Below are 19,101 nucleotides of genomic sequence, written 5' to 3' on the forward strand. Positions count from 1 at the left end.
CAGGCCCCCGGGCCCCCGGGCCGCCGGGCCCCGTGCGCAGGCTTTCTGCTGGAGCCGTTGCGGGTGGGGCGCGGTGTCAGCCTGCGACGTGTATGCCGGGGCGGCGGGCGGGGTCGGGCTGGTGTCGGCGGATGATCTCGCGGGTGACGGGGGCGGTGTCGCCGCGGCCGAGGAGGAAGTAGCGGAACATGTGGGTCAGAGGACTGCCTTCGGCCCAGGCGAAGTAGCAGTGCGGCTGAACGCCGGTGCTCTCATGCAGGGTGAGCAGGATCGCCGCGATGGCGTTCGGAGCGGCGGGGGCCTCGGCTCGCAGGATTCGGTGCCCGTCGATTTCGACGCCGTGGACGGTGAGGGTCTCACTGAAGTCGGAGGGGTCGACCACGTCGATCTCCAGGAACAGGATGTCGGCGAGACCGGGCACGGGGTTGGTGGCCCGCTGCTCGCGTTCCTTGTCCGCGTACTCGGCGCCGTCTCCGGCTTCGCGGCGGTTGGCGATGATGTTGATGGCGTTGTCGTGAGCGAGGGTGCCGGCGATGAACTGGCGGGCGGTCTCGTCAAAGACAATGTCGTCTGCCCGCAGTTCGGTAGTGCGTGAGATGCGGGAGATCAGCGAGACGGTGATGATGCCCAGGATGAACATCGCGGAGATGGTGATGCCGTCCGGCTTGTCGATGATGTTGGCCACCAGCGCGTAGAGCAGTACCGCGGTGAGCGCAGCGAATCCCACGGACACGGTGCGCTGACGGCGGCGATGGGCGGAGACGGTGACGGCGAAGGCGCCGGAGACCATCATGGCGAGGATACCGGTGGCGTAGGCGCCGGCCTGGGCTTCGACGTCGGCACCGAAGGCGAGGGTGATGAGGACGCACAGGGCCGTGTAGACCAGAACGACGGGACGCACCGCACGGCCCCATTCGGGGGCCATGCCGTAGCCAGGCAGATAGCGCGGGACGATGTTGACCAGTCCGGCCATCGCCGAGGCGCCCGCGAACCAGAGGATCAGGATGGTGCTGATGTCGTAGGCGGTCCCGAAGGCTTCCCCGACGTGTTCATGAGCGAGCCAGGCCAGGGCCCGGCCCTTGGCCGCGCCGCCCTCCTCGAACTCCTTGTGCGGGATGAGGACGGTGGTGACGAAGCTGGCGGCCAGCAGGTAGACGCTCATGATGAGCGCGGCGGTCGTGAGCAGTTTGCGGGCGTTGCGGATACGGGAGTTCAGCCGCTGTTCGGTGGTCTCGCCCTCGGCGGAGATGAGCGGCATCATGCTCACCCCGGTCTCGAATCCGGACAGGCCCAGCACCAGCAGCGGGAAGGCCAGCAGTGCGGGCCCGGCCAGGTCACCCACTCCGTCGCCTTCGCCGAGAGCGTTGGTCCATGCCGAAAGGGCGCCCGGGCTCGTGAACGCCTCCATCAGGCCGGCGCCGATGGTCACCGCGTTCAGCACGAGGAAGGCGGCGACCAGAGGGATGGCTACGCTGACCGCTTCGCTGAAGCCCAGTAGGAACACCCCGCCAAGGAGCAGCAGGAGCGCCACGGTGATGACGACCTCGTGTCCGTGCAGTGCCTGCGGGGCATAGGAGCTCTCCACGAGATGGACGGATGCGTCGGCCGCGGACAGGGTGATCGTGATGATCCATGAGGTCACCACGAACCCGAGCAGGACCAGGACGAACAGTTTGCCTCGCCAAAACGGCAGCAGGTCCTCGAGCATGGCCACCGAACCGGCCCCATGCGGACTCTCGCGAGCCACCCGCCGGTACATCGGCAGCATCCCCAGCAGGGTCAGAGCCACGAGCACAAGTGTGGCCAGCGGTGAGACCGCACCGGCTGCGACGGCGGCAATCGCCGGCACATAGGCCAGACTGGAGAAGTAGTCGACGCCGGTCAAGCACATCACCTTCCACCAGGCATGGGACTCGCCGGCACCTGTCTCCGCCGCACTGGCCGGCTGCACCCGGTGCCGAAGCAACCACCGCGCCAGACCGCCACCCTGGCGCTCCGGTACGGCAGGGTCCTCCACCGCATCCGCAACGGCCAGATCGTTCACGTCTGTCATATCCCCCACACCCTTGAATCCGACCAGCTCAACTCAGCGTGCGAGGCTCCACAGCCCCGCGACGATCATCGAGTATGCGGCCTCCCAGGACGTCCGTCTCAACTCACCCGGACGGCAGGATCCAAGACAAGGCCCATCCCCGTCCTTTGTTCCCGCCACCTGGCGGTCAGCCGAGCCGGGCGTCCAGGTCCAGCACCCTCCCCCAGCCACCGCGGCGGTCGGCGTGCGGGGCGGGGTCGCCCGAACCGATGGAGCGTGCGACCTTGCGGGTCTCAAGAAGCAGTGGATGCGGCCCGCCGACCATTCGTTCCGCACCATGAAGTCGACTGCGACCTCGCTCCGGGGCTGCTGAAGGTCATTCAGCTGCGACCGCCATACGGCCGGACTCCTGCGACGAGCGGGCGTGGACGCGATCTCGGCCGTACCGACGAGTTTTGTGCGGATCCGCAGTCGACACCCTGGATCCACCGACGGCGGTGGTCCTGTGCTGGAAACGTTCCAGCACAGGAGGCAGCACATGGAGGCAGTGATGGGCGTCAACGACTCCGAGCAGGAGCGCACGATCCCGACAGGCGAGCCGGGGACGCGAGTGAGCCGTCCCAGGGTGTTGGTCGCGGGGGCGAGCATCGCGGGACCCGCCCTGGCCCACTGGCTGCGCCGGTGGGGGGCCGAGGTGACCGTGGTGGAGCGGGCTCCCGAGCTGCGTCCCGGCGGGCAGGCGGTGGACGCACGCGGCATCGCCAAGGAGGTCATCGTGCGCATGGGGCTGGACGCGGCGGTCCGCGCGGCGTGCACCGACACCGCCGGCGCGCACACCGTGGACGCGGACGGGAAGGTACTGGAGACCTTCCGCGCGGACGACGACGGTGGCGACGGGTTCATCGCGGACATCGAGATCCTGCGCGGGGACCTGTCCCAGGTGCTCTACGACGACACCCGCGACGGCGTCGAGTACATCTTCGGCGACCGCATCGCCGAGCTCGCCCAGGACGGGGACGGGGTCGACGTGGTCTTCGCGAGCGGCGACCGGCGGCGCTTCGACCTGGTGGTCGGGGCCGACGGGCTGCACTCGGAGCTGCGGGCGATGGTCTTCGGGCCGCATGAGCGGTTTCTGCGCCACCTCGGGCACGTGCTGGCCTTCTACAGTGTGCCCAACGAGTTCGGGCTGGACCGCTGGCTGCTCGAGTACCAGGACCAGGAGTCCGGGCGCTCAGCCCTCCTGCGTCCCATCCAGGACGCCGCCCGGGCGATGGCGATGTTCTACTGCGCCTCGGCCGACTTCGACGTCGACTACCGTGACGTCGCGGCCCAAAAGCGCCTGCTGCGTGAGCGGATGGCGGGCCTGGGCTGGCTGGCTCCGGACATCCTCGCGCACCTTGACGACACCCCGGACTTCTACCTCGACCAGGTCGCCCAGGTGGTGATGGACCGCTGGTCGAGCGGACGAGTGGGGCTGCTCGGGGACGCGGCGTTCAGCTCGTCACCGATGTCCGGACAGGGCACCGGGCTGGCACTGGTCGGCGCCTACGTACTGGCCGGAGACCTGGCCGCCGCCGAGTGGGACCCCGGCACCGGGTTCGCCCGCTACGAGGCGCGGATGCGCTCGTTCGTCGAGGCCAACCAGGAGATCGGCCGATTGAACGCCCGCACCCGCGACGTCCCCGGGCCGGACGCCGAGCCGCTCCCGGATTTCAGCGGCGAATGGTTCACCGAGCTGGTCGGGCGCGCGATCAACGGCGTCGAGCTGCCCGACTACGCGGGGGCGCCTGACTCCGCCGCCCCGGCCGGATCCCCGATCACCTCGTCAGCCAAGCCGTAGGTGACACATAACGTGTCGAGAGGGACCACGGCTTGGCAGGACACACCCCCGGACGACCTCCGCTCAGGCCGCGTGGTGCGCGCTTCGGCGAAGCAGATGCGGCAGCGACCGAGGTCGCGCCGAGAAACGCCTCCGCCACCAGGCCCGCGCCTTGAGCGCGTTCCTGCGGCACAAAGGGTGGCGGGCCCCCAAGTGGCAGGCCCCGTAGTCGACATCCTCAAGTAGAGCGCTGGGCAGAGAGGGAGCGACTGTCTCAGGAAGTGCCGCTCGGGATCACGCAGTTCTTCGGCTGTTCCTTGCCGGTGGGCCAGCCGAGACCGACGAACTTCAGGGACCCGCGCACGCCCTGACCCGGGTTCAGTTCGACCACCGCGACCGGCTTGTCGTACGGATTCCCGCCGCTGGTCAGGCAGATCAGGCCGCTTGTGCCCCTCACCCGGTGCACCGACTGGAGTTTCGACCACTCCTGGCGGACGTCCGTGAGGCTGGGCGCCTGCTCGGCGTCGTTGCCCTGTACCTCGTGCAGGGCCGTGCCGATGGTGACGAGGCCGTCGTAGACGAGCATGGTGCGGGAGTCCTCCAGGTTCGGAGTGGAGCCGAGGTCCGTGCCTGTCGAGATCGTGCTCTTGATCAGGTCGTTGAGGCCGACCAGGGCCGCCTTGGGCTCCGTGAGGTACTGGGGGAGTTCGCTCGCGGTGGGCTCGCGGTGGCGGGACTTCTTCCACTGCTTGGTCCAGGCGGACAGTTCGGTGTCCCAGGCCGCCGGGTGGGCGGGGGCGGCATACTGGACCGTCACCTTGGCTCCACCGTCCTCGCCGCGCAGTTGCGCCCAGTCCTTCTCGGACATGGCCTGCCGCAGAGAGGCGGCGTCGGAGCCGCTGATCAGGGTGAAGTGGCGGTCCGCGCACGTCTGCTTGGCGAGGGTGAGCGCGAAGATCCGCAGGTGCAGCGTGCGCCCCGCGAAGTAGACCGTGTCTGCCGCGGAACCGCAGATGTTGTTGGCGATCTGCTCGAACTGACTGCCGGTCGAGCCGGCCTCGTCGATCCCCGGGGATTCGAAGGACATGTCGGCGGGCCCGGCCGGACCCGTCTCCTTGATCCCCCGGAACGCGCTCGCCAAGGACTGGGCGTAGGCGTCCGGGCGGGTGTCGTAGACCAGCACCGTCCTGGCATCTTCCCGGCCCCGCTCGCCGTTGAAGTTGGCCAGGGCCTTGGCCGCATCGCCGTTGGTGGGGATGATCCGGGCAAGGCCGGGGAATCGTTGCTTCCGCCCCTCGACGTTCGCGATCCCGTCGCCGCTGATCCGGGAGGCGAGCACCGGGACACCGTTTTCCGTCAGACGTGCTACGGCCTTCTCTGTGGCGTCGAGCGTGAGGTTGAAGCCCGTGACGGCCCGCAGCTTGTCCTTCTCGGATCGGGCCATGTCGAGCAGCGCGTCCACGACCTTTTCCTGATGGCGGTAGCCCCTTCCCGGATTGGCCAGCACCAGCCGGATCCTGGGCACTTGGCCCACGCCCGAGTTGGCCTGCCGCTGTCCCAGATACGCGCCCTGGAGGTCGCTGCGCATCTGCCGCCGCAGCCCCGCCGTGGTCGACTGGAGGGGCAGCACCATCGCCACGGTGACGTGGGGCTGCTTCGCGATCCTCTTGTTCTCCTCCGAGATGGCCTTGACCACGGCGCTTATCTCCGGTGTGCCGAAGTCGTAGCCCGCGCCGTCGACGCCGATGCACTCGCCGCCGATCTTCTCGATGCCGTCGTGGCAGGTGTCCGGCCTCTGGATGGCGGGAATGCCGTACACGCCGGCGGCCACGAGCACCGCCACGCCCACCAGCGCGTAGAGGATCCTTCCCCACCGGGGCAGCCTGTTCCACCTGGGTATCCAGCCGGGCATCCCGGTTACCTCCTTCGGCCGAGCTGATCGGTGCATGCGCAGCGGAGCAACGGCTGCTCGTTCGCGGCCAGTCGGCTCCACCGGGTGGCTGTCGGGCCGAGTTCTCCGGCGCCGTCGAAGTCCATGGTCGACAGCAGTCTCAGCAACTGCTCCAGCGTGCCCGCCATTTCGCCTCCGGTCGGCCTGGTGCGCTCCTCGCACAGCCATACGGCGTGCAGCAGTTGGTCGACGGTGCGGCGCAGCGGCGCTCCCTCGACCGCTACCAGACCCTGGGCGCGCTTGCGGCGCTCGTCCGCCCCGCCCGGATAGGGCGCCTGGGCGATCTCCAGCAGTTCCTCGCACCACTGGCGGGGGCGCCCGGGGAGGGTGGCGGCGAGATGGCGCACCACGTCGTCGACGCCGCCCGAGACGAGGTGGTGGTTCATCTGATGGGTTGTCACCGAGCGGAAAGCACCGCCGCTCGGCTCGCTCACGGCGTAGTGGTCGCGCAGCAGATGGTGGTCGGCGTACCAGGCGGCCCCGTCGTGCTCCAGCCCGTACAGTCGGTGCACCAGCAGCTGGCGCAGGCCGAAGTCCCCGATGAAGTGCCGCTCGCAGCTGGGCCACCCGGTGTCGTCGAGCAGCTGCGCGACCTCGTGTGCCGACAGCCGCAGGACACGGCCTGCCTGGTGGTGGTGCAACAGGACGTCGGCGCACTCCACGTCGTGCGCCACCGACAGATGGGTGAGGAGATCGAGCCACTGGTCATGGTGCTCGTGCGCAAGTCGCACCGGCAACTGGTCCAGGATCAGCTCCTCTAGCAGCACGTCCGTCACCGGCCGCTCGGGGGCGCCGTCCGGGTGGTGCAGCTTGGCGTCCAGGATGGCGCGGTCGTTGGCGTCCGTCTCCATCCGATGGTCGGCGGCGGCGGTGGCCAGCCGGATCACCGTGTGCGGCCGGCCGCCGCTCAGCTGGGCCACGGCGGCGGTGATACGGCGGCGATCCGCACCGCCCTCCCGCTCCGCGCCCAGCTGTATTCGCTCGGTCGCCCGGCGGAGCTGGTCGCCGGTGAGGTAGGGCATCCGCAGTATGAGCACCCCGGCCGAGAGCGGGCCCCGGTCCCCTTCCGAGTCCCGGCGGCGGGACCAGGTGGCCGGCACCCCGTCGGCGGGCCGGAAGGCCGCCACCTCCCGCGGTGGCAGCCCCCCGTGCAGGAAGTCCCCGCCGTCCGCCCGGCGCGCCGTACCAACGATCACCACGCGGTCGCGCTGCCCGTCCCGGCGGTCGGTGAGCACGGCGCGCAACAGCCGTTCGCCCAGCGGTTCTTCGGCATGGTCCAGCAGCAGTCCCGGGCGGCCGACCCGGCCCAGCCAGCCGCCCAGACCGCCGTACGCCGCCTCCAGGTCCTCGCGCAGCGCCCGGAACAGAAAGCGCTCCGCGTCCTCCCGCCCCTCGCCGCCGGCCCGGAAGTCGACGGCGAGCTTGCGCAGCCCGTGCTTGGGCTGGCCGGCCGCGCCGGGATACTCGCCGTAGATCCGGGTCAGTTCCGCCTCGCCCCGGGGTGTCAGGCGCTCGAAGAGGGCGTCGAGCAGCGCGGTGAGGGCGGCGGCCCCGTACTGGCCGAGGGCCTGCGCGGCCAGGACCTCCAGCATGTTCCGTACGGCCCCGAGGAGCGCGCCGCGCCAGACGTCGCGCGCCGACAGAGCGCGCAGGCGCGGCTGCTGCATCAGCTCCTCGTACCGCTCCACCTCTGTCCTGATCCCCGCGCGGGTGCCGTCCGCGACGCCCGTCGCGATCACCGCCAAGCCCGCGAAGAACCGCGGGAAGATGAAGGCGCCGCCCGTTCCCCGCCAGGTGTGCAGCAGCAGAGCGGCCTCGAACAGGGCCTCGGTCACCGCCGAGCGAGCACCCGGCTCCGGGCGGGCCCGGTCCGCGTACTGCGATGAGGCGCAGTCCAGACGGATCACCGGCACCTGGCGGGCGAACCGGGCGTGCACCGCCCGCAGTAGCCGCCCCTTGCCCATCCCCGGGCCGCCGGTGAGCAGCACCACGGGCAGGTCGGAGCCGTACAACGGCTTGCGGTCCTCACCCGAGGGCGACCGGCCTAACAGCTGTGCGAAGAAACCGTCCGCGTCGAGGAGTTTCTCGAAGCCCAGGTCCTCATACACGCATCTCCCCCGTGAATGCCCTCCCGCCCGAGAGCGGGTGATCTGTGTGGTGGACGGAGATTAGTGGAACACGAGCCCTTCAGTCAGGACAATGGCTGTTATGTGAAAGGAAGTTGGTGGTGAGGATGGTGCCGTCGCAGCCGACGGGCCTTGGGCGTTCACCAGCACGCCCCACCCCCTGTGGCGTCAGGAGCAGTTGAAGATCGCTTCCCGCGTGCCGCGTGCTCGTTTCCCGTGCCGGAGGGGCACCTGGGCCAGGGCCCGGGAATACGGTGCACGTCCACGGGCCGTTGTACCCCGGGAGCCGTCGTGATCACCCCGACACCGGCGGAACGCGACATCCACCGCGTCGGAGGCTGGCCACACGTAGGGGAGGTCGTCGGGGACGCCGGGGAACAGCTCGCCGTGCACCTTGCCGGGGCGGCAGCTCGCCTGCGGCCGCCCACTCCGCCGGCCTCTTACCCGGGGGCTACCAGCGAGGCAGCGCAGCTGTCCAGGTGCCCGTGTTCGCGCCTTCTCCAGGCCGGCCGGTACGACTGCCTCCTCGCCCCCGCTCACATCCGTACGGCCGGATGCCGACGCCAGAGCGCTGACGGCTTGTGGGCCGCCGTGTTGCCGGACTTGGCGCTGTGGCGGGGGCGTTCCATGGTGGTTGTGGCCGGGTTTCGTCACCGGAGGGTCACAGGTCGGAGTGTGGGAGAACTGCCGGCTCCACGGTGCTGTCTGCTTCGGCGGGGCGGCGAGGAGCCGCGCTCCGGACAACTGGGACTCGGGGGAACAGCATGCGGTACGTGAACAAGATGCGCGGTTCGGCGATGGCGGTCGTCGTGGCGTCAGCGGCGCTGGCGCTGGCAGGCTGTCAGCCCGGTGGGGGCGGCGCGGACACCGCAGACGGCGGCGTCACCCCGTCCGGGACCGTCAGTTCAGCGGCCTCCTCCTCCGCGGCCGGCGCCTCGAAGCCCGGCAGCCCCGCCTCCGGTTCCTCCACGCCCTCCGCCTCCCGGCCCGCGTCCTCCGCACCCGCCGCCTCCGCACCCGCGTCGTCCGCACCCGCTCCGGGCGGTCCGGCGGCGACCTGTTCCGCGGGCAGTCTGAAGGCGACCGCCCGTCAGGCGGCCGTGCGGCCTGACGGTACGGGGACCGGGGCGGCCGTCGTCGAGTTCACCAACGTGTCCGCACGGACATGCGTCCTCAAGGGGCACCCCACGGTGGCCGGTGCCGCGAACGGCTCTCCCGAGATGAACGTGCCGCTCACCGTCAAGCCGACCGGAGCCGCGACGTCAGTGAAGGTGGCCCCCGGCGGCAAGGCATGGGTGAAGCTGACGTTCGTGCAGGTGCAGGGAGAGGCCGACGGGTACTGCGTGTCCGGTTCGGCGCCCGTGGTGTATCCCACGATGGTCGTCCGGCTGCCGGGGTCCGGCGCACACCAGGTGGCCCTGGACGACGGGCAGTTCGCCGAGTGCGACGACACCGTGACCGTCACCGCCGTATCCGCGGTCCAGCCTGCGTGACCGATTTCAGACGCGGCACCCGCGCGCAGCAGGACTATGTCGAGCGGAGCGGGGTCAGTTGTCCCCGCCCGCCGATGGTGGCGGGTCCGTCGTGGATCACATGGATGCGGCCTGGCGCGGCTTCCGGAGTTGTGCCCAGCCTGTGGCGTTGGCCCGTAGGGCCGCCATGTGTTTCTCCCTGACGTGACTCCGAGCAGAACGATGCCCGACTGCGTCAAAGGACGGTCGTGTTGTGGTGGACGACGACCTGAGCGGCCGACATCGCCCGGGCTGGGCGCCACGGTCCCGAAGGCCGCGTGCGTCACTGTGCCCGGACCCAGCGGTCGGGCGCGCCACGCGGTCAACGCTTCGCCCGGCCGGTGCGGCACCAGCTGGGCGGGGCGCGCCACATCTCCTGCATGTCTCGCGGGTGGTGTCAGGACGTTGGTGGCGGCCTTCTCCCCCGGTTCGCCCGCGCCTTATCCGATGCCGAAGCAGGCAGCGCCGACAGTCGGCCCGCCCACGCCCGGAGAGGGTGCGCCGACGGCGACGACGCCCGTGGCCAAGGCGTCTGTGCAGGTGCCCTCGTTCAGCCCTTGCGAGTCACCGGCGGCGTAGAGGAAGGGTTGTTCTCCTGGCCCGGGCTTTGTTCGAGTCAGCACTGCTGGACGCTGGGTGCAGCGTCATGGGGACGCAGTGCGGCGGGCGTAGGCGCGGGCGGCACGCGCGCGGTCGCCGCAGCGGGTGGAACACCAGTGGCGGCGACCGTAGCGGAGCAGGTAACGGTTGCACGGGGCAGAGCCGCAGGCGGTGAGGCGGTCCGCGTCGGGGCCTGTGAGCAGGTCGGCAGCGTCGGCGGCGAGAGTGGCCAGGGCGTGGTCCACGATTGCGGTGGTGGGGTGGGGGGTGGCGCGGTAGGGGCCGGATTTGTCGTCCCACTGCAGCAACGGGGCGGTGGGAACGCGGGTCATCGCGTCGTTGACGGCCCTGACCGCGGCGGGGATGGCAGGCAGCCCCTCAGTGCGGGCGGCGAACAGTGACCTGATCTGTTCGCGCAGCGAGCGCAGCTGTGTCGCGCACATCTCCCGCATGCCGGCGTCGACCGGTGCGAGACCCCGTGCCGTCAGCCAGTGGTTCGCCTGCGCGGGAGCGCCCAGAAGATCGACTGTGTGCCCGCCGGTCAGCGCGATCGCGCTGTTGGCGAGGGCGAGAGACAGGTGCTCTTCCTCACCCTGAGCGGGCGGCAGACCAGGCTGGTCGATCAGGGGCTCCTTCATGTTCCTCATGGTACGGCTTGCACGCATCCGTGAGAAGCAGCTACCGTCACCTCACGGTTAAAAAACACTCATCCGTGAGGTGCTTCATGACTTCCCTTCCCTCAACGACCAACCCGTTTCCCGTCCGGGTCTTCGGCGGCCCGACCGCCCTCTTCGAGTACGGCGGCCTGCGCTTCCTGACCGACCCGACCTTCGACGCCCCGGGCGACTACACCCGTCCCGACGGCCGGTTCCTCACCAAGACCGCCCCCGCCGGCGGAGCCCCCGCCGATCTCGGCTCCATCGACGTGGTTCTGCTCTCGCACGACGAGCACCCCGACAACCTGGACACCTCCGGCCGGTCCCTGCTCGCCGACGTCGCGCTCACCCTCACCACCCCCGGCGGCGGAGAGCGCCTCAGGGACAGGGCCACGGGCCTGGCCGACTGGGAATCCATCGAGCTGAACCGCCCCGACGGCGGCACGATCACCGTGACCGGCGTCCCCGCCATCCACGGCCCCGGCCCGCGTGAGAAGGTCGAGCTCGTTACCGGACAGGTCGTCGGATTCGTTCTGACCGGAGAGGGTCTGCCGACCGTCTACGTCAGCGGCGACAACGCTTCCCTCGACGCGGTCAAGGAGATCGCCGAGCGCTTCGCCCCCATTGACACCGCTCTCCTCTTCGCCGGCGCCCCCCGCTTCCCCGAACTTTTCGACAACCAGCTGATCGTCCTGAACAGCGCCCAGGCCGCTGAGGCCGCCCAACTCCTCGGCGCCCGCCGCGTAGTCCCCGTCCACTACGACAGCTGGGCCCACTTCACCGAAGGCCGCGACGAGCTGATCGCCGCCTTCACCGCCGCCGGTCTGGCCGACCGCCTGGACTGGGGCCGGCGAGACTGAGCTCCAACGCCTGAAGCGCCGGCGGCAACAGCGAGGCTCCACGCCGCTCACATCCGGGGGCCGTCGGCCCGCCGGGACCCGCGGGGCGCGGGAACAGGGCCTGGCCCAGTTGTTCCCGGACCGCCGTCAGCACGGCTGTCCCTCCCTGTCGGACGCGGGCCACACATACGGGAGGTCGTTGGGGACGCCCGGGAACAGCTCGCCGTACACCTCCGGGTCCTTGCGGACCAAGGCCGAGCGATGGCTTTCGTGGAAGGCCTCGTCGCCGTGCCAGGGCGGCAGCTCGCCGACGGCCGCCAGCGCCGGCTGATCGCGTACCGGGGTGCCAGGGTGCACGGCGGCCAGTCCGGCCACCAGCGAGGAAGCGCAGCTGTCCTGGTGCCCCTGCTCGCGCCAGACCCGGCAGATCTCCAGGCCGTACCGTACGAGTGCCTCCTCGTACCCCACCCACATCCGTACGGCCGGATGCCGACGCCAGCCGTATCCCGGCACCGTCAGGCCGCGCAGCACCTGCAAGGCCTCGACTCTCTGTTTGCCCAGTCGTCGCCGGTCCAGCAACAGAGCCGTCTGCCGGAAGTCCGGGTGGGGCAGGAAGGTCTGCATCGGCGCCCGCTCACTTCCTGCGCAAAGCGGACGGCTTGTGCACCGCCGTACTGCCGGACTTGGCACTGCGCACCTCGTACTGCGGCTCCTCCTGTGAGGCGTCAACGGTGCGGCCTGCGGCCTCGGTGCGTCGGGTGAGCTTGCGGACGACCGTGCCGTCGGCGGTACTGCCGTGGCTCCTCCAGGTCACCTCGTCGCCCCGCGTGAAGTTGTCGCTCCGAGCCCTGCCCTTCGCCTTCTTCGTCATGGCGGTTCCTCCGTTCCTCTCCATCCAGGACGCGATCGCCCGGTGCGGCGCGCACCACGCGACATCCCGGTCGAACGGCACCGCTCCGGACCGTCGACCAGGCGAGCGGCAACCGTGTACACGGGGCACTCCCGGCGGCCCGGGCGGGCATGTGAGCGCGCGATTCGCCCATGTAGCCGTAGTGAAGCGAGCTGGAGGAAGCGGGCCGCCGTATCGAGCACGTCGGGCAAGCAGGCGCGGACCCTGCGGGCGCTGCCGGTCAGGTCGACGTCGATGCCGTGGGCCCACGTGGCCGGATCCGAGTCGACGCCCGGGCCGCCCTCCGCGATGCCCGCGGCGGCCACCGCTGCCGAAGGCCGGCCGAGACCCTGTCGTACCGTCCGGGCGTCCGCCCCCACCGCGGCGGGGTCCGTGACGTCGACCTCGACGGCCGGGGCCGGCGCCGGCCCCGGCGAGGACACGGCCGGCTCGTCGAGGGTCGTCTTCTCGCAACCTGGGCGCCGCGGCGAGCGACGTCCCGGGCCGCGAGCGGCTCCGGTGACGGCGACTGTCCGTCCGACAAGCGGGCTGCTGCGCAAGGGATGCCCTTCCCTTGGTTCGTGTGCGTGTCCTGCACCCGTACTTCGGCACGGAAGTGGCGCTCGGATGCGTTCCATGTCCCGCGAGGCGGCGGGCGCCCGTCGTGGTCGGGGCGGCCTCGGCTGGAGCAGTCTGCCCAGCTGCGGGAAAGCCATCGACGACGTCTCGAAGCAGCCACGCGGCTGGGGCGAAGCTCTCGGTGAGGGCAGCTCGGGAATGCCCGGGTCACCCGCCCCCCTTCCCCGCGGGCTCGCGGGCTCGCGGCAGGAAGGCTCAGGACGTCAACTGGGCGACGCTTCTGCTCACCAAGAACAATCCCGCCACCAATGCCACAGCCACCAGCGCCTGCTCTTGGTGGGTCGTGATCCAGGTGCGGAGCTTGCCCAGGCGCACTCTGGCCGAGTCCGGAGCGAACGTCGTGCAGACCTCCATCGCCAGCAGGCTGCTCGTGGCGAGGAGGCAGTATCCGAACAGGGCCACGTAAGAGGATGCGTGGGACATGTCGGCGCTGACCACCGTCGCCGCGCCGGCTGCCACGAGCCCCCACGGCTGGAGCAGCGGAGCCAGCCCCGCCGCGGTCCACAGGGAGATCTGGTCGAGTCGCGCCATCAGCCCGCCGGAGGACTTGTGCCGTCGGCCGGAAGGGGCGACGGTCCCCTCATGGTTCTTGCGCCGGGACTGGTGCCGGTGCCTGTGCCGGTACCAGCCGTATCCGACGAGTCCCACGCCGATGGCAAGCTTGACGGCGGAGGAGGCGGTGGAGGGCGGGGAGTGGGGAGCCGGCGGTTTGCCGCCGGTGGTCAACAGTACGGCGGCCAGGACGGCCACGAAGCAGGCGAGCCAGGCGAGGATGAAGACTAGCCGTTCCAGACTCCGCCACGCGCCGACAGCACCAGTACGAACGCGGTCACCGACAGGGGAACACGGCGATCGCGAAGCCGATGACCAGCAGGTCAAGCACCATCACGGCCCCCGCGCAATGGTGAGTGTCCGGCCACGGCACGGCTCTCGATCATGACTTCAGTCTCCCCGTCGGTTTCGCCCCTCACAATTCGTCGGCGGCGAGGCCGGTCCGCGCCGGAGACTCGTCCGGCCCAGTAGCCAGATCACCCCTCCGCACCTTTGCGTACGACTTTGTTGACCCGTTCGGCCCTGCGGCTTACACCTGCCGGGGCCGCGTGGTCTCCGGGGCGGCACCCTGGCAGCATGCAGCCAGGGACTGGGACCGGAAGAAGGCGCCCGGACCGTCCGTCGCGCCGGGCGGCGCTGCGGCAGCGTGCCGCCTCGACGGGGGCCCGGCTGGTGGAACTGCGCACCCGGGCCGAGAACCGGTTCCCCGTGATCACGCATCTGCTGTCGCACCTGATCTCGGTGAACGTGTTCGACTCCGCGACCCGGCTGGCCGCCCAGACGTTCCTCACGGCCGTGCCCCTGCTGTTCGTGGTGGGCTCCATCGCCCCGCAGTGGCTGCGTGACCAGTTGGTCGCGTCCTTGCACGACGCCTTCGGTCTGACCGGAAACGCGAACGCCGAACTGAACAAGGTTCTCCAGGGCGCCGATGAGCCGTCCGACGAGCTGCGGCAGACCACTGGTGTCGTCGGCGGGCTGATGGTGCTCCTTTCGGCCACCGCGTGCAGCCGCGCCATGCAACGGTTGTGCCAGCGGGCCTGGAGCCTGCCCAAGGCGAGCGCGCGGGTGGCCGCCTGGCGCTGGATCGCCTGGCTCGCGACATGGCTGGCCATGTTCGCCGTACAGGGGAGTCTGCGCAACGGCTTCGGCCTCGGACTGTGGCTCGGCGTACCCCTGCTGCTGATCGCAGAGGTCGGCATCTGGTGGTGGACACAGCATCTTCTGCTGGTCGCGCGCGTGCCCTGGCGGCCGCTGCTGCCGGGTGCGCTGCTGACCGGGACGGCCCTGGCCGTCCTCACCTCCACCGCGTCCCTGTACGTGCCCCGGGCCCTCAACCACAGCCTGGCGAAGTACGGCTCCATGGGTGCCGTCTTCACGCTGTTGTCCTGGCTCATCACGCTCTGCGTGGTGGCGACTCTGTGCCTCACGGCCGGCGCGGTCATCGCCCGTGAACCCTGGGCCGCCCGCCATCTGGGCACACCTGAGCCACCGGGCCCGCCGCCCGGCGACACGCCGAGGGACGGCGCTCCGCACGACAGCTCACCACCGTGATGACCCGCACTTCCGAGTAGTGCGGGCAGGCCATGCCGCACGGCCGACGGCCAGGGCGGCAGGTGGCCATCACGAACTCACCCGGCCGTCATGGGCGTCGGTGAGCCGTCCGATCGGTCGGCTGCTCACCGGTCGCAGGGAGGCCCGGGCCCTGCGGCAGCCGCTGGACGAGCACGAAGGACACGACCGCGGCCAGCACCACCAGCGCCACCGTGTCCACGTTGCCCAGCAGGAGCACGACCAGGACGACTCCGCTCACGGGCAGCCGCAAGGCCGCGGTCACCGAAGCCGCCATCCCGACCGCCATCGCCGGGACCAGCCCCAGACCGGGCAGCGGAGCCAGCAGCACACCGGCCGCTCCGCCCAGAAACAGAGCGGGGAAGACGGGACCACCGCGCAGACCGCCCAGACACAGCGCGTACGCCAGGCTCTTGAAAGCTAGCACCGCGATCAGAGCGCCCACCGGCCAGGCGTGCGGATCGTGCGCCAGATCGGAGAGGGTGGATTCGCCCGACAGGGCCGCCTCGGCGGGCGAGCGCCCCGTGGCGACGGCGTAGAGGGTGATGCAGACCGCCGCAGCCAGCGCGCAGAGGGTGGTGTTGCGGACCGTCCGGGCCGCTGCGAACCGCGCAGCGAAGCGTCCGCCCACGAAGGCCCAGTGGACGAGGAACGCGAGGCCGGGGGCCAGCACCAGCACCCACAGCACGTCCGCCCAGTCGAGCGGCGGCGGTTTGGGCAGGCCGATGTCCAGGCTCCCCGTCTCGAAGCCGGTCCAGCGGACGAAACCGGTGAAGATCAGGTCGCCCACCCCGCTGGCCAGCAGTGCCGGCAGCATCACCGCGAACAGTTGCGGGCCGCCCACCCCGGCCACCTCGATCAGCAGCACCGCGCCCACGATCGGATTCCCGAAGAGCGCGGAGACGGCGGCCGCCGCCCCGGCCGCACTCAGCAGCGCCGTGCTCGCCTCGGTCTCCGGAGCCCGGGCCAGGTTCGCGAAGAGCAGAGCCAGTCCGCCGCCCATCGCGATCAGCGGTGCCTCGGGCCCCAGCACGACGCCGAGCGGCAGACCGACCAGAGCGGCGATCAGGACGCCGGGCAGCGCCTTTCTCGTGATGCCGCCCGAGTGCAGGCCCCCCGCGGGCACGTGTCCGCCCCGGCCCGGAAACCGGGCGGCCACCACGCCGACCACGAGACCGGCCGGCGTGAGCAGGGGAAGCGCCCACCACCAGGGAGCCTTCTCCCAACCCAGGTCCTTGGGCCAGTCCGTCCAGATCAGCTGCTCCAGCTGCTGGACCGCCACAAGGAACCAGAAGGCGATCAGCGCCACCGGAATGCCGATCAGGCCACAGAACACCAGGGCCTTGCGATACTCCGGCCGGCCCAGCATGGTTCTCAGCAGGTCGGCTTCCGGTGGCTGACTCCGAGCCGCGGGGCCGGAGCCGCTCTCCGACGTCGTTCCGGCGATGGGTCCTCCCGAGTTCGGCGCCACACGATGGGGGCGCGTCGGCTTGAACCGTTGAGCAGGGCGATGACCGGACGTCTGCTGGGGACATGCGGGCGCCTTGAGGAGGCGAGCGTCGAATGTCCCGTAAGGATCGCTCAGCGTTCCCGCCGCACGACGCACAGGCCCCAGATGACGAAGGCGTACATCGCGATCAGGGTGAGTGACCAGACGGGGTAGTACGGGATCGACAGGAAGTTGGCGATGATCGCCAGCCCCGCGATGCCGACCCCGACGACCCGGGCCCAGGTGGCACGCGTGAAGAGACCCGCGCTCACGCTCATGGCGATCACTCCGAGCACCAGCTGGATCCAACCCCAGCTGGTCAGGTCGAACTTGAAGACGTAGTTGGGGGTGTTCACGAAGACGTCGTCGTTGGCGATGGCCATGATGCCCCGGAAGAGGTCCAGGACACCGGCAATGAACAGCAGGACAGCGGCGAACACTGTCAGGCCGCCGGCAGTCGCCTCGGCGGTTTCCGAGTGGCGGTGCGTCGTGGTGGTGGCCATGGTCGATTCCTCACTTCCCCGGCGAGAGGCGGCACTCAGCGCCTCATCTGCGAGCATGCGGAGTGATCCGCCACCGGTGATCACCCGTTACGGGTGAGGTTCGGGAGGTCGATTCGGCTGACACCGTGTTCGACACTCTGGCCGAGATGACGCGCAACGCGTTCGAACCATCCGGCCTGCCTCCGGAAACCTACCTGCCGACCCGTGAAGCGGCCCTGGCGCGCTGGTGGCCACAGGCGCCTCCCCTGCCTCGTGCCTGCTCAACGTCGGCGCCGCCGAGAAATCGGCGTACCCCTGGAGAAGATCCAGGGCACCCTCGTCGCCATCGCCCCGTTGTCGGCAGCGCCCGCGTGGTGACCGCGTCCCGGGGCATGGGCCGGCGCCACTGACCCTGGCCATGCCGTCGCCTCCTCAGGCGGCCTCCGTCGGCAGCTTTCCGGCGCTGATGGCGTCGACGAGCGCCTGGTGATCCCGTTCGTTCTGGTCGGCGTAGCGCTCGGCGAACGTGACCAGCGCCCGGTCGAAGGAGTCCCCGCCGCCCAGGTACGCGGCGATGGCGATGCGGTCGCCGGACCTGGCGTGAGCGCGGGCCAGCGTCACCCCGCACAGAGCGCCGAACGTGCGCATGCCCCGCGGCACCATGTCCTCGGCCACGGCGACCCACTTCCAGTCCCGCAACTGCCGTACGTAGAAGTCGCGCCGTCGGCCGTCGAGCCCCTCGACCCGCTCCCAGCCCAGGAAGATGTCGCTGGTGGCCTGCATCAGCCGCTGCCCGGACACGACCCGCTCGCCCTGGGTCGGGTACGCGCTGGGCCCGACGTGCGGTGCCAGCACCGACTCGTCGGCCTCCTTCGCCTGGAGGAACAGAGGGTCCTCGTCGTCCCGCCCCAGCAGGAGCACGATCCAGCAGCGGGTGCCGACACTGCCGACCCCGACGACCTTGCGCGCCATGTCGGCCACCCGGTACTGCTCCAGCAGGAACCGCCGGTCCGATTGCAGGGTCTTGCCGTAACGCTCGATCAACCGGGTGATCTGCTGCTGAAGCTGGCCGCGCCGCTCGTCCGGCAGCAGGTCCTCAAGTCGGATGATGAGCGGCGGATCCGGGGCGATACGGCGCTTGCCGTCGACGACGACGGTGAGTTTCTCGAAGACCTGGAGGGTGTCGTGGGAGCGCGCCTTGGCCAGGGCCTGCCCCCAGCGGTCCCGGCCCCGCGCGGAGACGTCCTCCCCGAACCGCTCCTCCACCCATTTCTCGTCGAACTGGGCGTACCAGACGGCCAGGTTGCCCATTCCGGCGAAAGCGCGCATGTTCTCGCGATACGAGCGCACGGTGGCCTGTACTATCCCGGCCCGCTCCTTGGTGCTGAAGCCGTTCGCCCGGCCGGCGATGGCGAGACTGGCGGCCAGGCGTTTGACGTCCCACTCCCAGGGGCCGGGCAGTGTCTCGTCGAAGTCGTTGATGTCGAACATGAGGCGGCGCTCGGGTGAGGCCAGCAGCCGGAAGTTCAGCATGTGGGCGTCGCCGCACAGTTGGGTCCTGAAGCCCGTCCGCGGCGTCTCCGCGAGATCCGACGCCATGATGGCGGCTGCTCCCCGGTAGAACCGGAACGGAGACTCGGACATCCGCCCGTAGCGGACCGGTACGAGCTCGGGCAGCCGCGTCGCCGACTGCTCTCCGATGATCTCCAGCGGGTCCGGGCGTTTCGGCCCCGGCGCGAACTCGGCGTGGCTGGAGCGCGGGACCGCGGCACGCGCCGCCTTGCCCAGCGCGGCCCGCTCCTGCGGGGTGCGGTGCCGCAACTCGCGGCCGTCCAGGTGGTTCTCTGTCATGACAGCGGCTCCCGGGGATGGCCGCCTCCGTGCCTACGGGGACGACGGGCCGTCAGTTGTGGGAGGTCCGCTCCGAGGTGCCCGCCTGCCGTGTGC

General features: G+C 70.5%; 16 protein-coding genes. 4 read left to right on the forward strand and 12 right to left on the reverse strand.

Features of this window, described 5'->3' with window-relative positions:
- Nucleotides 1–76: 76 nt before the first annotated feature.
- Both RKD20_RS01170 and RKD20_RS01175 read right to left on the reverse strand, forming a co-directional pair.
- Entirely contained in the window at nt 77–2,053 is a 1,977-nt protein-coding gene (locus RKD20_RS01170) for an amino acid transporter (RefSeq protein ID WP_424875952.1), read from the reverse strand.
- A gap of 166 nt (nt 2,054–2,219) precedes the next feature.
- Nucleotides 2,220–2,357 carry a hypothetical protein gene (locus RKD20_RS01175; protein WP_424875953.1) on the reverse strand — a complete coding sequence of 46 codons (138 nt, stop codon included), beginning with the start codon at nt 2,355–2,357 and terminating at the stop codon, nt 2,220–2,222.
- A 213-nt stretch (nt 2,358–2,570) separates the two neighbouring features.
- Here RKD20_RS01175 and RKD20_RS01180 point away from each other — a divergent pair, with 213 nt between their 5' ends.
- Nucleotides 2,571–3,872, forward strand: a complete 1,302-nt coding sequence (locus tag RKD20_RS01180; protein WP_424875954.1) for an FAD-dependent monooxygenase — start codon at nt 2,571–2,573, stop codon at nt 3,870–3,872.
- 253 nt (nt 3,873–4,125) lie between these two features.
- Here RKD20_RS01180 and RKD20_RS01185 read toward each other — a convergent pair whose 3' ends face one another.
- Both RKD20_RS01185 and RKD20_RS01190 read right to left on the reverse strand, forming a co-directional pair.
- On the reverse strand, nt 4,126–5,763 hold the full coding sequence (locus tag RKD20_RS01185) for an ABC transporter substrate-binding protein (RefSeq protein ID WP_424875955.1): 1,638 nt from the start codon (nt 5,761–5,763) through the stop codon (nt 4,126–4,128).
- Nucleotides 5,764–5,768: 5 nt separating this feature from the next.
- Entirely contained in the window at nt 5,769–7,910 is a 2,142-nt protein-coding gene (locus RKD20_RS01190; protein WP_424875956.1) for a hypothetical protein, read from the reverse strand.
- A 782-nt stretch (nt 7,911–8,692) separates the two neighbouring features.
- Between RKD20_RS01190 and RKD20_RS01195 the strand changes: the two genes are divergently transcribed.
- On the forward strand, nt 8,693–9,421 hold the full coding sequence (locus tag RKD20_RS01195; RefSeq protein WP_424875957.1) for a DUF4232 domain-containing protein: 729 nt from the start codon (nt 8,693–8,695) through the stop codon (nt 9,419–9,421).
- 662 nt (nt 9,422–10,083) lie between these two features.
- Here RKD20_RS01195 and RKD20_RS01200 read toward each other — a convergent pair.
- A complete protein-coding gene (locus RKD20_RS01200) occupies nt 10,084–10,677 on the reverse strand; it encodes a CGNR zinc finger domain-containing protein (protein WP_424875958.1) in 594 nt (197 codons plus the stop codon).
- 86 nt (nt 10,678–10,763) lie between these two features.
- Between RKD20_RS01200 and RKD20_RS01205 the strand changes: the two genes are divergently transcribed.
- A complete protein-coding gene (locus RKD20_RS01205; RefSeq protein ID WP_424875959.1) occupies nt 10,764–11,555 on the forward strand; it encodes an MBL fold metallo-hydrolase in 792 nt (263 codons plus the stop codon).
- A 126-nt stretch (nt 11,556–11,681) separates the two neighbouring features.
- Here RKD20_RS01205 and RKD20_RS01210 read toward each other — a convergent pair whose 3' ends face one another.
- The 4 genes from RKD20_RS01210 to RKD20_RS01225 form a co-directional block, all read right to left on the reverse strand.
- On the reverse strand, nt 11,682–12,158 hold the full coding sequence (locus RKD20_RS01210) for an MSMEG_6728 family protein (protein ID WP_424875960.1): 477 nt from the start codon (nt 12,156–12,158) through the stop codon (nt 11,682–11,684).
- A 10-nt stretch (nt 12,159–12,168) separates the two neighbouring features.
- Nucleotides 12,169–12,405 (reverse strand): DUF2945 domain-containing protein, encoded by a 237-nt coding sequence (locus tag RKD20_RS01215; RefSeq protein WP_424875961.1) that lies wholly within the window; start codon nt 12,403–12,405, stop codon nt 12,169–12,171.
- Complete coding sequence (locus RKD20_RS01220) at nt 12,402–13,139, reverse strand: SDR family oxidoreductase (RefSeq protein ID WP_424875962.1); 738 nt, start codon at nt 13,137–13,139, stop codon at nt 12,402–12,404. The genes RKD20_RS01215 and RKD20_RS01220 overlap by 4 nt, the downstream gene beginning before the upstream one ends.
- Nucleotides 13,140–13,257: 118 nt before the next feature.
- Nucleotides 13,258–13,812, reverse strand: coding sequence for a GAP family protein (locus tag RKD20_RS01225; RefSeq protein ID WP_424875963.1), 555 nt, complete (start codon nt 13,810–13,812; stop codon nt 13,258–13,260).
- A gap of 378 nt (nt 13,813–14,190) precedes the next feature.
- Between RKD20_RS01225 and RKD20_RS01230 the strand changes: the two genes are divergently transcribed.
- A complete protein-coding gene (locus RKD20_RS01230; RefSeq protein ID WP_424875964.1) occupies nt 14,191–15,165 on the forward strand; it encodes a YhjD/YihY/BrkB family envelope integrity protein in 975 nt (324 codons plus the stop codon).
- An 88-nt stretch (nt 15,166–15,253) separates the two neighbouring features.
- Here RKD20_RS01230 and RKD20_RS01235 read toward each other — a convergent pair whose 3' ends face one another.
- The 3 genes from RKD20_RS01235 to RKD20_RS01245 form a co-directional block, all read right to left on the reverse strand.
- Nucleotides 15,254–16,552, reverse strand: coding sequence for a chloride channel protein (locus RKD20_RS01235; RefSeq protein ID WP_424875965.1), 1,299 nt, complete (start codon nt 16,550–16,552; stop codon nt 15,254–15,256).
- 212 nt (nt 16,553–16,764) lie between these two features.
- Nucleotides 16,765–17,175 (reverse strand): DUF7144 family membrane protein, encoded by a 411-nt coding sequence (locus RKD20_RS01240; RefSeq protein WP_020121633.1) that lies wholly within the window; start codon nt 17,173–17,175, stop codon nt 16,765–16,767.
- A 411-nt stretch (nt 17,176–17,586) separates the two neighbouring features.
- Nucleotides 17,587–19,005 carry a DUF2252 domain-containing protein gene (locus RKD20_RS01245; RefSeq protein ID WP_424875966.1) on the reverse strand — a complete coding sequence of 473 codons (1,419 nt, stop codon included), beginning with the start codon at nt 19,003–19,005 and terminating at the stop codon, nt 17,587–17,589.
- Nucleotides 19,006–19,101: the final 96 nt, after the last annotated feature.

The sequence above is a fragment of the Streptomyces sp. SLBN-8D4 genome (genome assembly GCF_049739545.1).
Taxonomy (GTDB): domain Bacteria; phylum Actinomycetota; class Actinomycetes; order Streptomycetales; family Streptomycetaceae; genus Streptomyces; species Streptomyces canus_C.